At 41.4% G+C, this 13,658-nt stretch carries 16 protein-coding genes; all 16 read right to left on the bottom strand.

The window, feature by feature from the left end:
• Positions 1 to 465: 465 nt before the first annotated feature.
• Positions 466 to 630 carry a hypothetical protein gene (locus G519_RS52210; RefSeq protein ID WP_244280150.1) on the bottom strand — a complete coding sequence of 55 codons (165 nt, stop codon included), beginning with the start codon at positions 628 to 630 and terminating at the stop codon, positions 466 to 468.
• A gap of 88 nt (positions 631 to 718) precedes the next feature.
• Positions 719 to 991, bottom strand: coding sequence for a hypothetical protein (locus G519_RS52205; protein ID WP_244280149.1), 273 nt, complete (start codon positions 989 to 991; stop codon positions 719 to 721).
• A gap of 2 nt (positions 992 to 993) precedes the next feature.
• Positions 994 to 1,203 carry a hypothetical protein gene (locus G519_RS0117490; RefSeq protein WP_029195822.1) on the bottom strand — a complete coding sequence of 70 codons (210 nt, stop codon included), beginning with the start codon at positions 1,201 to 1,203 and terminating at the stop codon, positions 994 to 996.
• A gap of 93 nt (positions 1,204 to 1,296) precedes the next feature.
• Complete coding sequence (locus G519_RS43395) at positions 1,297 to 2,379, bottom strand: sensor histidine kinase (protein WP_051253467.1); 1,083 nt, start codon at positions 2,377 to 2,379, stop codon at positions 1,297 to 1,299.
• Positions 2,376 to 2,957, bottom strand: a complete 582-nt coding sequence (locus tag G519_RS43390) for a response regulator transcription factor (RefSeq protein WP_051253466.1) — start codon at positions 2,955 to 2,957, stop codon at positions 2,376 to 2,378. The genes G519_RS43395 and G519_RS43390 overlap by 4 nt, the downstream gene beginning before the upstream one ends.
• 196 nt (positions 2,958 to 3,153) lie before the next feature.
• The gene (locus G519_RS0117475; RefSeq protein ID WP_029195821.1) at positions 3,154 to 3,723 is read right to left on the bottom strand and encodes a class I SAM-dependent methyltransferase; all 570 of its coding nucleotides are present in this window, start codon (positions 3,721 to 3,723) and stop codon (positions 3,154 to 3,156) included.
• A 58-nt stretch (positions 3,724 to 3,781) separates the two neighbouring features.
• On the bottom strand, positions 3,782 to 4,657 hold the full coding sequence (locus G519_RS0117470) for a hypothetical protein (RefSeq protein WP_029195820.1): 876 nt from the start codon (positions 4,655 to 4,657) through the stop codon (positions 3,782 to 3,784).
• A 103-nt stretch (positions 4,658 to 4,760) separates the two neighbouring features.
• Positions 4,761 to 5,834, bottom strand: coding sequence for a sensor histidine kinase (locus tag G519_RS0117465; protein ID WP_029195819.1), 1,074 nt, complete (start codon positions 5,832 to 5,834; stop codon positions 4,761 to 4,763).
• A complete protein-coding gene (locus G519_RS0117460) occupies positions 5,831 to 6,526 on the bottom strand; it encodes a response regulator transcription factor (protein WP_029195818.1) in 696 nt (231 codons plus the stop codon). The genes G519_RS0117465 and G519_RS0117460 overlap by 4 nt, the downstream gene beginning before the upstream one ends.
• A gap of 24 nt (positions 6,527 to 6,550) precedes the next feature.
• Entirely contained in the window at positions 6,551 to 7,165 is a 615-nt protein-coding gene (locus tag G519_RS0117455) for a nitrite/sulfite reductase domain-containing protein (protein ID WP_307720064.1), read from the bottom strand.
• A gap of 30 nt (positions 7,166 to 7,195) precedes the next feature.
• Complete coding sequence (locus tag G519_RS0117450) at positions 7,196 to 9,625, bottom strand: heavy metal translocating P-type ATPase (protein ID WP_029195816.1); 2,430 nt, start codon at positions 9,623 to 9,625, stop codon at positions 7,196 to 7,198.
• Between the two features lie 96 nt (positions 9,626 to 9,721).
• Positions 9,722 to 9,925, bottom strand: a complete 204-nt coding sequence (locus G519_RS0117445) for a copper ion binding protein (protein ID WP_029195815.1) — start codon at positions 9,923 to 9,925, stop codon at positions 9,722 to 9,724.
• A gap of 16 nt (positions 9,926 to 9,941) precedes the next feature.
• On the bottom strand, positions 9,942 to 10,274 hold the full coding sequence (locus G519_RS0117440) for a metal-sensitive transcriptional regulator (RefSeq protein WP_029195814.1): 333 nt from the start codon (positions 10,272 to 10,274) through the stop codon (positions 9,942 to 9,944).
• Positions 10,275 to 10,411: 137 nt separating this feature from the next.
• The gene (locus tag G519_RS0117435; RefSeq protein WP_029195813.1) at positions 10,412 to 10,726 is read right to left on the bottom strand and encodes a hypothetical protein; all 315 of its coding nucleotides are present in this window, start codon (positions 10,724 to 10,726) and stop codon (positions 10,412 to 10,414) included.
• Positions 10,716 to 11,168, bottom strand: coding sequence for a MarR family winged helix-turn-helix transcriptional regulator (locus G519_RS0117430; RefSeq protein WP_029195812.1), 453 nt, complete (start codon positions 11,166 to 11,168; stop codon positions 10,716 to 10,718). The genes G519_RS0117435 and G519_RS0117430 overlap by 11 nt, the downstream gene beginning before the upstream one ends.
• A 583-nt stretch (positions 11,169 to 11,751) precedes the next feature.
• The coding region (locus tag G519_RS0117425; RefSeq protein ID WP_029195811.1) for a copper resistance CopC/CopD family protein at positions 11,752 to 13,658 on the bottom strand (1,907 nt) is incomplete at its 5' end.

The raw sequence follows: 13,658 nt of genomic DNA, 5'->3' as shown, positions 1-13,658 counted from the left end.
TGATTGGCAACTCATCCATCCGACGATAAGGTGATAGTTCTCGGATCCCAGGATGACTATATCTTTCCAATGATTCTGGAAATCACTTCGAAAAGTTGTTCCCAGGATTAGATAAATGTTAATTCGCAAAAGTCGAAATATTATTTACAGCTGGTTGTTATTTATGTGATGGTGTTGTACAGCAAGTTAATGATCTAGTGTGCTCAAAATGTGATGTTATTTTATGATTTAAATAAAAAAAGTGGTCCTACTGAATCTGAGGATAAAGCCAAAGCTTACGGCATTCAATATGTTCCGGCTATTGCGATTAATGGGAAATTAATAGCTCTTGAATTACTGAATAGGTCGGGGCATTCAAAATCTATATTCAATGCCTTTGGGGAACCTTGGTTCAAGCTCGTAAGCCCTCTTACTCTCACTCCACCCCTGCTCTGGTCTAGCGTATGTCAGCTGTGTCGGCTGTTTCTAAGGATGCGACCTAATACGCTTCTCGTTCTGCTTTCGCCATCCGTACGGGGTCATGCCCCGCGGCTTGTACATCGATAACGTCGTGGCCACGAGCAACGCCAGCATGGCTGCACCAGCAATGACCACGAGTTGGATTTGCACCTGGTGATCGCTACTTGACAATGTTGTCTCTGCTGCAACTCTTGCTAAGTAGCTAATTGGCTGTAAATGTACAAGCAAGCCGATCGTGGAAAGAATGGTTATCAGGAGTTTAATCAGGATCCAGTAGTGCCGGAATAAGCCCCCACTCGGTGCCCAGTGACGAGATAAGCCCGGTTAGCAGCGAAGCGAGGCACATCGGGACGATGACGAACCGGGTGGTTAACTCCATCGCGAGATAGACGGCGCGCACCAGCTGAGCATCCGTGCTAGTCAAACCAGCGATGGCGAGAACTAGGAAGACAGCCACTGCGCCAAGCCAGCCTACCGAGGAAGTGACATGTACGGTAAGCGCGAACTTGCGGACGTGGGGTCTCATAGCCATGGCTATTTCACTCCTTGTTCTTTGACGCTGGAGTGTGCTGTGTGTCCACCATGGCCACCAAAGTTATTGCCTGTAAGGTGTAGGATGACAAACAGCAAGACCAAGACGAGGGCAATGATGCCAAACACTTTCACCCATCGTGGTGTGCTGGGGGGTGATCCGGGTCCGTGCTCCACACTGGTGTCTTCATTGGATTCTGGTAATTTACTCATTGAGAAATCCTCCTCTTTATTTTCATGATCATTTGGTTCAGAATCCAGTATAGCAATGTTTCATGAACAGGAGGTGAACGGAGAAAATCACTCTTATTCAGGTTTTTTAGATAAGTTCGGAGCCATAGGGAGCGTAAAAGTGAAGATTGACCCCTTACCCACTTCACTCTTTACATGAATGGGACTTTGATGAAGATCTAATATGTGCTTAACAATGGACAAGCCGATCCCTGTACCTGTTTTTTTATTTCGGGCTCTATCTGCTTTATAAAATCGTTCCCAAATAGATTCAATCTCCTCTTGCCTGATTCCCGGTCCGTAATCTCGAATAGAAACTACCGCTTGTTCATCTTTTTCCAAAATTACTTCGACAGAACAATCGGGTGAGGAAAATTGCACGGCATTTTGAATCAAATTGACGATCACTTGATCAATCCGATCCGGATCAGCAAATACGTAGATGTCTTGTGCTTCTTCAGATATCAATTCCACATTGACTTGTTTTTTCACAAATTCAGGTTCCATGCGAGCTATGACTTGCCGAACCTGCTCCGACAAATTAAAGATGTCATGATGTATTTCGAGCTGACCTGTTTCTATTCGGGCCATATCGAGAAGATCATTGACCAGCTTAATCATTCGCTCGGTTTGTTCTTTCATGATCGTAAAATAGTGGCGTTTTCGATCGACCGGGATCGTATCATCCAGAAATGCCCTGACAAATCCATGAATTGATGTTAGAGGGGAACGCAAATCATGGGAAACATTGGAAACAAAATCCTTTCTCATTTGATCCAAGCCGGCCAACTCCTGAGCCATATAATTGAACGTCTCTCCCAATTCTCCCAGCTCATCGCGCGTCTTGATTTTAATTCTTTGATCAAATTGTCCCCTAGCGATATGGAGGGCAGCTCGATTCATTTCCCGGAGTGGAGCGGTCATTTTTTTAGAAAGGTAGTAGGCAAATAGGCCTGTAATTGCAATAGAAATAATCGAGGACATTACAAACAAGGAAACCACCGTATGTAATTGGTTAAGATTTAAATTTTGATGCATGTTAGTCAGATTGTTCTGTAACAACAAATAAGAAGCAATAGCAAGAACGAAATGCGATACAAATAAAATGACGATATACGTGATAAACAGCTTCAAAAAAATAGTTTTTTTTCGAATCACTGGTTGTCCACCTCAAATTTATATCCTACTCCTCTTATGGTTTTCACCTTCCAGTAAGGGTTGGAATCCCCTAATTTTTCTCGAATCCTTTTAATATGCACATCGACTGTTCTCGGATCCCCTTCATAATCTAAACCCCATATTTGATTCAACAACTGATGACGTGTGAACACTTGATTTGAATGTACGGTGAGAAAATACAGCAACTCCATTTCCTTGGGTGGTAACACGATCTCATGGTTATCACAGATCACTTTGTATTGCCCAAGATCAATCTTCAATAATGGAAGTTCAATGATCTCATTTGCATCTAACATCGGGTTGGCTCGCCGCAATAACGCTCTTATCCTTGCCATCAGTTCGTTAGGATCAAATGGTTTCACCAAGTAATCATCTGTGCCAAGGTCGAAACCTTTAAGTTTGTCGGAACTTTCTCCTTTCCCGGTCAACATGATAACAGGAGTTTTATCAAATCTCCTTATTTCCCTACAAACTTCCCAACCGTCCATTTCAGGCATCATAATGTCCAGAATGACAAGATCAGGAGGATTATCATAAAACAGTTCTAATCCTTTCATTCCATCGTTTGCGAAATGTAAGGATCATCTTCAATGACAAGAACTTTAACTTGCTTGTTCACTTATCGGCCCCCTAATTCAATTACATCTATACTATCATCTTTTTATGAACAGAAAGTGGACATAATAATCCAAATATCCAATCAAAGTGAAAAACGCTCAATACCCTAAACTTCAGGTGAGCGTCTTTTTTTGATCATTTCTGAACTACAAAAATATACAGAAAATCGGTTGGTGATAGGCGTTTCGTAATCGAAAGACCTGCTTTATTTAGCTCCTCTTCCATCTCACTTGAGGAAACCCGAATATTCATTGGAGGTCCAATCGGGCTCTCTTTATGTTCCCAATCAAAACACAATAGATAACCCTCATCCTTCATGACTCGTTTAATCTCGGCTATACCTAAAGATAAGGGCTTTATAGCATGTAATACAAGGGAGGCTATTACGCAATCTACTGAATGATCTGGAAGTGGAATGTTGGTTACTGATGATTCAAGTAATTCAATATTTGGTATGTTTTGTTCTTCCATTTTAGCTTTTAAATCAGCTAGCAATTCAGGTTCAATATCAAGGGCGAATACGGTTTCCCGCGTCAGCTGAGCGGCTGGAATAGCAAAATACCCCGTTCCAGCGCCTAAATCTAAAATAACGTGATTATTCTTGATCGGTAGCATCGATAACAACTTTTCTGGGGGCAGCAATTTTCTTCTGTCTGGTGAATCTAATAAATCTTTTTTTGCTGGATCAAATCGAAGATCGTCCATTTGTCATCCCTCCAAAATGTATGAATAGCCCAGTTGGGGAAACTGGGCTTCAATCACATTACGGTACTTTTACTACAAACGGTACGGTAAATACTTTACCGTTCTGCTGGAATTGTCCCCAAATCTTATATACGCCGCTATGCGGAAACGTCGTCATAAATTTGGCATCCGGTCCTGACGCCTTTTCATCTGTCGGATGCACGTGCAGATAATTTTCTGCATCTTGCGTTAAGATCACGACGTGTCCAACTGCTCCTAGGTAAGGCTGTAGGTCTGTTACAGGCTGCTTCGATTGAGCATCTTTAATATTGAAGTTCAAGTTTAGCTCCATGCCCGACATAAGGTGATCAATCGAAAGCGTGACTTCCTTACCGTCAACCACTTTAGTTAATGTAGCATCAGGTTCAATTGATTTTTGAGCAGGCAGTGCTCCTTGAACCGTAATCCATTGGCTCTTACTCATTGCTCCCATACCCGTTGGAGTGATATCGGCGATCACCTTGAAATCACCTGCAGTCGGGAATTGTGTGGTAACGGTAAACTCACCGTTTCCTTTGTAATCGGGGTGAATGTGATTAAAGAAAGATAAATCTTTGCTGACAATGATAAAGTGCATCTGTTTTTCATGTACAGTATCAAATTTATCAATCGATTTGCCGTCTTTATCCTGAATTTTAATTGTAATCGTCGAATCTTGGTTCGGCATTGTCTTATCACTAGAAAGCTTAAACTGTGCTTGGACATTTCCTGCTTGTGTGGAAGTTGCCTCTTTGGCCATGCCGCTATGATCCATTCCCGCTGTACCGCCTTGCGCGGCATTATTCGTTGATCCTGCCGTTCCGCTATGCGAAGAATGGTCCATGGAACTGCCTGATTTTCCACATGCCGTTAAGAGCGCAGCCGTAAGTAAAATCGAAATTACTACTTTTTTCATGATTTCCTCCTAATATAGGGATCTTTGAGCGTAGCTCAAAGTCTTTCCTCTTTTTATCACCTTATTATAAAAGGTACTTGTGTAGATCTTGTGAGGATCGGCACTAAATCTTAGGGAATTGTATCTCTACAGATGTTCCTTCACCAACCCGACTTTCCATTCGAATGGTTCCTCCATGTGCTTCCACTAATTTTTTTACAATAGTTAAACCAATCCCACTCCCTCCTGATTTACGATCGCGGGATTTTTCAACACGGTAAAAACGTTCAAATACAAATCGTAGATCATCTTCATTCATACCAATCCCAGTATCCGATACTATAATAACCACAGCGTGTTCTTCTTCCTTCACTTCAACAAATACTTTTCCCCCTTGGGGTGTAAACTTTAGCGCATTCGTTAAAAGGTTTACCACAATTTGACCCAGACGCTGCCTATCCAAGGTAGCTTCAACGTTTGTTAAACCTTCAAATAAAAGGTTAACTCCCTTTTGATCAAAAGAAGCCCGGCATGCTTCGATATTACGATTAACAATTGCTGAAACATTTTCTTTATGCAGCTTCAGCTTGAAATGTGGGGACTCCATTTCCGTTAATTGCTCTAAATCACCAACAAGAAACCGCAAACGTTCAATCTCCTCATAACAAGACTCTAGGCGCTCTGGAGTTGGCATCCAAACGCCATCAATCATCGCTTCCATATGGCTTTTAAGTGTTGCAATCGGTGTTCTTAATTCATGAGCCACATCAGCAGTCATCGTTTTACGTAACTGCTCCTGGTGCATGAGCTGTTCGGCAAGGTGATTAAGGGAGCCCCCTAGATCGGCGATCTCGTCATTGCCTTTGACTGTCGTTCTTACTCCAAGCTCTCCATTTGCCATTCGCTCTGCTACCTTTTTCATTTGTATCAGCGGGGCTGTGATCCGCTTAGCGACAAAAAGACTTAACAGAACCGAGAGTATAATACCAATAATGGCAGACACAAGAACAGACTGTACTAAAGCCTGCTCAAAATGGGTGTCAAACGTTGGGGAGTTCATATTAGTATCCATAGCTTGATCTTGATACAACGAGAAGTGGTAATGTGTCGCCAAAACAAACGCTATGGTTGAAATAAGCAAAACACCGGAGGCAATCCCAATAAATGCGATGGTGATTCGTGCGTATAATCCTTTCATGATGATTCGCCTCCAGTAAACCTGTAACCTACGGAAAAGACGGTAACGATGTATTGGGGCTTCTTGGGGTCGGATTCTATCTTTTGACGGAGGTTTTTGACATGCTGATCTATCGAGCGAGTATCACCTTCAAAATCAAAACCGAGCACTTTTTGAATTAATTCCTCCCGTGTAAAGGTTCGGTTTGGATGATGTGCCAAAATCAGTAGCAATTTATATTCATTAGGAGTCAGACTTATAAGATTCCCCAGTTTATAGACTTCATGTTTCATCGGCCGAATAACAAGGTCGTCATTATGAAACGAAATGATTTCTGCAAGAAGCGTATCATCTTGCGTGCGACGCAAAATGGCTTTTACTCTTGCAGTTAATTCACGTGGGCTAAATGGCTTCACGACATAATCATCGGCACCAAGTGTTAATCCTTGGACGCGGTCATCTTCAGAAACTTTCGCTGTTAGCATGATGACAGGAACAGGAGAAAACTGACGTATCGCTCTGCATACATCTTCTCCGGACATGTCCGGAAGCATCAAATCTAAAATAAGAAGATCAACATTTCCGCCGCGAACGAGTTCAAGTGCTTTGTTCCCTGTGCCGGATTGAATAATAGCATATCCTTCATTTTGCAAATAGGATGCAATAACTTCACGAATCTTTTCTTCATCATCAACGATTAAAATTGCCTTCATAAATCGAACAGACCCCCGTTACGCTCACTCTGCAATTGCCTCGCGCAATGCCTCGATTGTTACCCGATTGATAAATTTTGAAAACTTTTCCTTCATTTTGCCATGTTGTTGAAAATGATGGATGAGCTTTTGAACCATCGGAATCAACCTGTCTGCTTGAACATCGGACAATAGCAAGACCGCAAAAGATGGTTTTAACGATTTGGGCTCGCCGCCGACATAAATATCAAACGTATCTCTCATTTTGACCACACCGATATCTTTCAAGAGCGGCTCGCTCGTTCCGAGCGCACAACCCGCATATCCGATTTCTAAAGGTGTTGGCGTTTCGATCCCTGAGATCGATATGTTTAACGCTTCAGCCATTTCAAGCCCTGCATCTTCTGCCCCGCGGCAAAAGTTACACGTAATGAGGCTCTTGGTCACAAAGCCAGTAGGATATATTTCTAAGCCGATGCCAGATAACTTTTCCTTCACTTCATCAATTTTCTCTTCTTGCATTTCAACATACAATTGTTTAAATGTCGTTAATTCAATTTTAGCATTCTCACCAACGATCGATCCCAGAACCGCCAATTGTTCTGGCTTAAAGATGGTTCCCCCAGTTTGAAACCCTGGGGTAACTGCAAACTTCATCATCTGCATCTCTTCCCCTCTCATGAAAACAGATTATAACTTCACTCTCTGCAAGCGTAGAGCGTTTAACACAACTGATACTGAGCTGAGTGCCATAGCAGCACCGGCTACCCAGGGTGCTAAAAGTCCAAGTGCCGCAATCGGAATGCCGAGCGTATTGTAACCTAGTGCCCAAAACAGGTTCTGTTTAATGTTCGTCATCGTTTTACGGCTCATATAAATGGCATCTGGAATGCTTGTAAGTTCTCCGCGCATCAGTGTCACGTCTGCTGCTTCCATCGCAATGTCAGTGCCGGTGCCGATAGCTATGCCAACGTCTGCAGTCGCAAGTGCAGGAGCATCGTTGATGCCATCACCCACCATGGCCACTATCTTTCCTTGTTCTTGAAGTTTCTTCACTTCTTCGGCTTTGCCTTCCGGAAGAACTTCCGCGAGTACGTGATCGATGCCAACTTGCTGCGCTATTGCATGTGCTGTTCGTTTGTTGTCGCCTGTCATCATGATGACCTCGATGCCCATTTGTTTTAAGCGAGAGACTGCTTCTTTCGATGTGTCTTTGATCGTGTCCGCTACGGCTACCATACCTGCGTACTTGTTATCCACCGCTACTAGCATAGCGGTTTTACCTTCAGATTCGAGCTTTTCCATAACAGTATCGGCTTTACCGAAGTCGATGGCTTCACGCTGCAGGAGCTTACGGGTCCCAACTAGTACTTCCTTGCCTTCTACTATGGCGCGGATTCCGTAGCCGGGAATAGCTTCAAACTGCTCCGTGGTGCTAAGTAGGATACCTTTAGCAACAATCCCAGCAACAATCGCCTCAGCAAGCGGATGCTCTGATTGCTTTTCGGCAGAGCCGATTAGTCTAAGAATTGTATCTTCTTCATGCATGTTTTCAATTTGAACATCTGTAAGTTCCGGTTTGCCTTTCGTTACTGTACCCGTTTTATCAAGTACGATGGTTTGGACTTTTTGCATCGATTCTAAATGTTCCCCGCCTTTAAACAGGATGCCAAATTCCGCCGCGCGACCGGATCCGGCCATAATCGATGTTGGTGTTGCAAGACCTAAAGCACAAGGGCAAGCAATGACCAGTACCGCAATAGCCTTTTCAAGCGCAGTTGCAAACTCGCTAGGAGCAACCCAGAGATACCAAATCAGAAATGTTACAACAGCAATTCCTACAACAATTGGGACGAAGATACCTGAGATCACATCTGCGATACGTTGAATAGGTGCTTTAGAGCCTTGGGCTTCTTCTACAACTTTAATAATTTGAGCAAGAGCTGTCTCTTTCCCAACACGAGTTGCTTTAATTTTTAAGCTGCCGTTTTTATTAACGGTAGCGCCTATAACAGCGTCACCAGCTTTTTTCTCAACAGGGATACTTTCCCCAGTTAGCATGGATTCATCAACAGCAGACAAACCGTCTACAACTTCACCATCGACTGGAATTTTCTCACCCGGTTTTACAAGAACAATGTCCCCAATGACAACTTCTTCAACGGGTATAGCTATTTCTTCACCATTCCGAAAGACTAACGCTGTTTTCGCTTGAAGTCCCATCAATTTCTTGATGGCTTCAGAAGTTCTCCCTTTTGCCAACACTTCAAACAGTTTCCCTAAAATAATCAAAGTAATAAGAATCGCACTTGTTTCGTAATACATATCCGGTGCATGGTGATGGGCATCAACTGAAGTTGCCCACTGCAGCGTTAGGTATAAACTATAGAAGTACGCGGCTGATGTTCCGAGAGAAACAAGCACATCCATATTGGCGCTTTTATTACGAAGGGCTTTATATGCCCCTACGTAAAACTGCCAACCGATAATAAACTGTACCGGTGTGGCAAGTACAAGCTGCACCCAAGGATTCATCAAGAACTCTGGCAAGTAAATCCACGATGTAAATGTAAAGTGGCTCACCATTGCCCATAGAAGTGGTAACGAAAGGATTGCCGATACCGCTAACTGTATTTTCTTGTTGCGTATCTCTTTTTGCTTATAATCACTTTTTGTTGCGTCTTCCTCTTTACGCATGGCTTTGTATCCCAGTTGATCAACTTTATTAACCATATCGCTTACAGAAACTTCGGCAGCGCTAAACTCAACATGAGCAGTTTCTAATGCAAGGTTAACAGTTGCTTTGCTAACACCTGGCATTTTATTTAAGCCTTTTTCAATACGTGTGGCGCACGCTGCGCATGTCATACCTACGATATTAAAATCTACTGAATCTTTCACGGTGCTGTAACCCAGATCCAGTATTTTTTCTTCCATGGCAGATACACTGATCTGATTCGGATTGTACGTTACAGAAGCCTTCTCAAGTGCAAAATTCACGTTGGCATCTGCAACACCCTCTAATTTCTTCAATCCTTTTTCTATCCGGTTCGCGCATGCCGCACATGTCATGCCCGTAATTTGCAAACTCGCTTGTTGTTGCTCTAATGGTTTCGCCATTTCATACCCTCCAGCGTATTCATACCCCTATGGGGTATATTTTATTGAAAAAAAATAGGTGATACATTGGAGCCGCATGCAGCGGCTCATTTATCTTTATTTCGCAACGTCATAGCCTTGATCTTCGATTGCTAATTTAATAGCGTCCAATGAAACTTTAGACTCATCGAAATCTACAGTAACTGATCCACCACTCAAATCAACTTTGCCGGAAGCACCAAGTTTCTTAACTGCGCCTTCAACGGAATTCACACAATGACCGCAGGACATACCTTCAACTTTAAGTGTAACTGTTTGCATATCTAATCTCTCCTTATTATTTCATTAATTTATTCATGGTAACCATGAGTTCTTTAATAACCTCATTATCGCCTTCTTGAATGCGTTCGATTACACAGCTGTTTAGATGATGCTCTAGAAGCAGTTTCCCAACACCGTTTAAAGCAGATTGAACTGCGGCGATTTGATTTAACACATCGTCACAATACGTATCTTTCTCAATAAGACCTTTCACACCGCGAATTTGTCCTTCGATGCGATTAAGCCTAGAAATCAAATTGTTTTTTGTTTTATCAGAATGATGACTTTTTCGATCACTGGCCGAATGACAACTGTCCTCATGTAATTCTTGTTTATCATGTTGTTCCATATCATTTCCTCCTCACATCTAGAATATACCATACCCCCATACCCTATATCAAGCCCTTTTTAAATTTTTTCCATAAAAATTGATTAGCCCACCTTTAGAAATTATACCCACGCTGATATTGAAACAACAAGCAGGCTTTACCAACCAAACTTCACAAGTGTATACATTATAAAACCCAATGAAATCGCGGCAGAGAGAATAGTCATAATAATCACCCAGCGTACCTTATACTTATGTTTTAATAAACGATACATCGATACAAGCATTGTTATAATAGTTGCAATGATCATGATACGTCTAATCCACAATGCTGCTGACATTGTCGCCATCATATTCGTTGAGCCGCCAAAGAGAAGTAAAATCCCCATATGAAGCCAGTGATGGGATGAAGCCAGAAAAGAAAAAATAAACGATAATAAACTTGTAGCTGTTTGACTTTTTTTATATTTCATCCTGTTTCCCCTTGTTTTTTAATAGAGCTTCTGTAAATTTTTCAAATCCCTGATGAACCAGTTGTTGCTCAGCTTCAGTCATGTATTGCAAAACATTTTGATAAAATCGAATGGACTGCTGACGAACCTGCTCAATTGTCCGTTCACCTTTTTCTGTAAGAGAAATTAACATTTCTCTCCGATTTTGTTCGTTGATTTCCCGGCTTACGAAGCCTCCCTTTACTAGCCCATCAACAAGTCGGCTTACTGAACTTCGTTCTAGATGCAGCCTATCTGCTAGTTCCCCAAGTATTAGAGTTGAGTTCTCCATTTCTTGTAGAGCATATACCTGTGATACTGAAAGTTGAAAACCACATGGGGTTACAGTTTGCTCTAATAAACCAAAAAGCCTGATAAATTTTTGTACATTCAATCGAAGTTCCAAAATATCGTTTATTTCCAAAATAACCAACTCCTTTGGTGTATAATACATATATTGTATTATACATACAAAATCCGAAAATGGAAATACAATGTAAAAGTACTGATCATCCTCCAAAAAGCTTAAACGATTGTATCGGGACATTCACCCATTGAATACTTTATTTAGTGTAAATTATTAGTTCCTTAAAGGAGTGCTTTAGATGCCAATTCAAACAATGATGCCTGCGATGTTAAAGATGCTTCACGACTGTGCTGCTATGTGTGAACATACTGTTCATTCCTTACTTCAAAGACCAGATGCTCATTTACGAAGACATCAAATTAGACTTTTAACTGAATGTGCTTCAATCTGCCATATGTGTGCAAGGTCTATTTCTAGTCATAGCCCAGTTATGAAAGCAATGTGTGATTTTTGTGCTTATGTTTGCGAGGTGTGTGGCCATGAATTTTTGAGACATAATGATCACGAATCTCAAATGTGTGGCCAAATGTGTTTGGCTTGTGCAAGAGAATGCCGCTCCTTTGCAATGGCAGCATAATAAAATCCTTTTCAAAGGAAAATCCCCCACCATAAACCCAAAAGGTGAGGGATTTCTTTAGCCTTAAAACATCACTCCAGGGACACGTATCTCAAATGGGAAAGTAATTTCTTCCCCCTGAGTCGTGACTGCATGAACTTCCATTTGAACAACTCCAGCCGCGTGCAAAAAATCTCCCGTCAGACGGTATTCACCGTTACCCAGCGAAAACGCATTATCTTCGACAATCCAGTCAGGGGGCATCGTTAATTTAACACGTACTTGTTTAAAATCTGGTTGATTATCAAACCGGATAGAGATCTCATTTGTCCCCATTTTCAAGGGAGTAATTCCAATAGTAGCTTTAACTTCTTTTATTATTGCGCTTTTGGGAAATACCCCTTGTTCTGCCTCTTTTGGTGAAAGGTCAATCAATACAGCAGCAACAACTAGGATGATACCAGCGACATAAACTTCAATCTTCAATTGCTTTAACAGGCGTAAGCCCATTATAGATATTTTCTTTAAATATCTCATTTGTAAAAAGCCAATGAATAATATTTCAATAAATAAAACCATCTTTATAATAATGAGCTTCCCCCAATTGCTAGCGAGGAAAGATTCAATACTATATGAGGTTACATAATTGTTCGACATCAATACTCCCGATATACCGATAGTAAGGATACTTCCTAATGCCCATTTTGAGTACGTTTTTCCGACGACTTTAAGCCAATCCAATGAGTTTTCTTTTGGTATCATCAATAATAAGCCTATTAAACCACCTAACCAAACAGATACAGCTAACAAGTGGAATCCATCCAATAAAATACTCCATGTTCCACCGTAGCTCGGAGTGGAAGAATGCCCGGTAATTGCCCACAGTAACACGGTAGTTGAAAGTAATGTTAACCGGAAGACTCCTTTGGAAATCCAAAATCCTAATGTCAGAAGGATGATCTGAATGATCGGGATCCATACAAATGAGAACGTGAAAAATTCATTCCACTGTACTTGCTTATAATTGATTCTGTTTAAAATGAACTCAACGATGAAGCCAAGGGAAGCCATACCATAAAATAAATTTGAAGCCATTCTCCAACGAGGAACATTTCCTCTACCTCTAGCCACGAATAATTCAAACAAACTTCCACCTGCCAGTGACAGCAGCCCTACAAAAGCAAGCCAATGAGCAAACTGTAGAAAACCAACATGACTAAATATAGAGTCTTTTGAGATACCATTAGAACCTTTTAGTGGCGTATACTTCTGAACTGCGAAATAATAAACACTATTTTTCTCAAACTGACCTACAGTCGCATACCAATGAACAGAGTAGGTTCCCTTGTGAAGCTGACTACTCATTTTTACGGTAAAGTGATTGGGATTTGCAGGGTCTTGAATCGGCTCACCTATAGGAACCACTTTATCTTGGTCATCAAAAACACCAAAAACCGTTACTTTGGTCGCATCTGTAAACCAAAGTTCGATTTGTTCAGGAGATTTAGATAGGATGGTTCCATCTTCTGGACTCGACCTTTCCAATTTAAAATTTTGAAGCATCTCTTCTTGTGAACGAACTGGCTTCTTAACTTCAAATTGATAATTCTCCTTAACTTGATGTCCGTCATAGCTAATGGCTTCAATCTTTACTGAAAATTTACCTGGAGATAGTTGATTCGGAAGCATCGCTATAACGTGACGTTTATCGTTTGGATCAAGTTGAGGTTTTTCAAGCGTAACATTTTTATTCTGTTCGCCAACTACAACAATCGAACCTTGAAATAGTTCAACAGGATCCTCAAACCAAAGTTCAATTTGGGTAGGTGCATTTTCTAACACTGCTCCCGCTTGCGGTAACATTTTTTCAATGGGCGAATGAGCTAAAGCAATATGGGTATGAAAAAGAAGAGCAAAAAATACAAGTAATGGAATAACTCTGTTACGCATAACAACCTCACTGTGAACTAAGAAATGTGAAAATCCTAAGG

This window comes from Paenibacillus alginolyticus DSM 5050 = NBRC 15375 (assembly GCF_000422905.1).
In the GTDB taxonomy this organism is placed as follows: domain Bacteria; phylum Bacillota; class Bacilli; order Paenibacillales; family NBRC-103111; genus Paenibacillus_E; species Paenibacillus_E alginolyticus.
This window is presented reverse-complemented; position numbering and strand designations above follow the sequence as displayed.

What these genes read in the sequence shown, in the direction of transcription:
- G519_RS0117435 (WP_029195813.1), bottom strand. Translation starts at nt 10,726, where the DNA reads ATGAAATATAAAAAAAGTCAAACAGCTACAAGTTTATTATCGTTTATT.
- G519_RS43390 (WP_051253466.1), bottom strand. Translation starts at nt 2,957, where the DNA reads ATGAAAGGATTAGAACTGTTTTATGATAATCCTCCTGATCTTGTCATT.
- G519_RS0117460 (WP_029195818.1), bottom strand. Translation starts at nt 6,526, where the DNA reads ATGAAGGCAATTTTAATCGTTGATGATGAAGAAAAGATTCGTGAAGTT.
- G519_RS0117475 (WP_029195821.1), bottom strand. Translation starts at nt 3,723, where the DNA reads ATGGACGATCTTCGATTTGATCCAGCAAAAAAAGATTTATTAGATTCA.
- G519_RS0117445 (WP_029195815.1), bottom strand. Translation starts at nt 9,925, where the DNA reads ATGCAAACAGTTACACTTAAAGTTGAAGGTATGTCCTGCGGTCATTGT.
- G519_RS0117490 (WP_029195822.1), bottom strand. Translation starts at nt 1,203, where the DNA reads ATGAGTAAATTACCAGAATCCAATGAAGACACCAGTGTGGAGCACGGA.
- G519_RS0117450 (WP_029195816.1), bottom strand. Translation starts at nt 9,625, where the DNA reads ATGGCGAAACCATTAGAGCAACAACAAGCGAGTTTGCAAATTACGGGC.
- G519_RS52205 (WP_244280149.1), bottom strand. Translation starts at nt 991, where the DNA reads ATGGCTATGAGACCCCACGTCCGCAAGTTCGCGCTTACCGTACATGTC.
- G519_RS0117455 (WP_307720064.1), bottom strand. Translation starts at nt 7,165, where the DNA reads ATGATGAAGTTTGCAGTTACCCCAGGGTTTCAAACTGGGGGAACCATC.
- G519_RS0117440 (WP_029195814.1), bottom strand. Translation starts at nt 10,274, where the DNA reads ATGGAACAACATGATAAACAAGAATTACATGAGGACAGTTGTCATTCG.
- G519_RS0117465 (WP_029195819.1), bottom strand. Translation starts at nt 5,834, where the DNA reads ATGAAAGGATTATACGCACGAATCACCATCGCATTTATTGGGATTGCC.
- G519_RS0117470 (WP_029195820.1), bottom strand. Translation starts at nt 4,657, where the DNA reads ATGAAAAAAGTAGTAATTTCGATTTTACTTACGGCTGCGCTCTTAACG.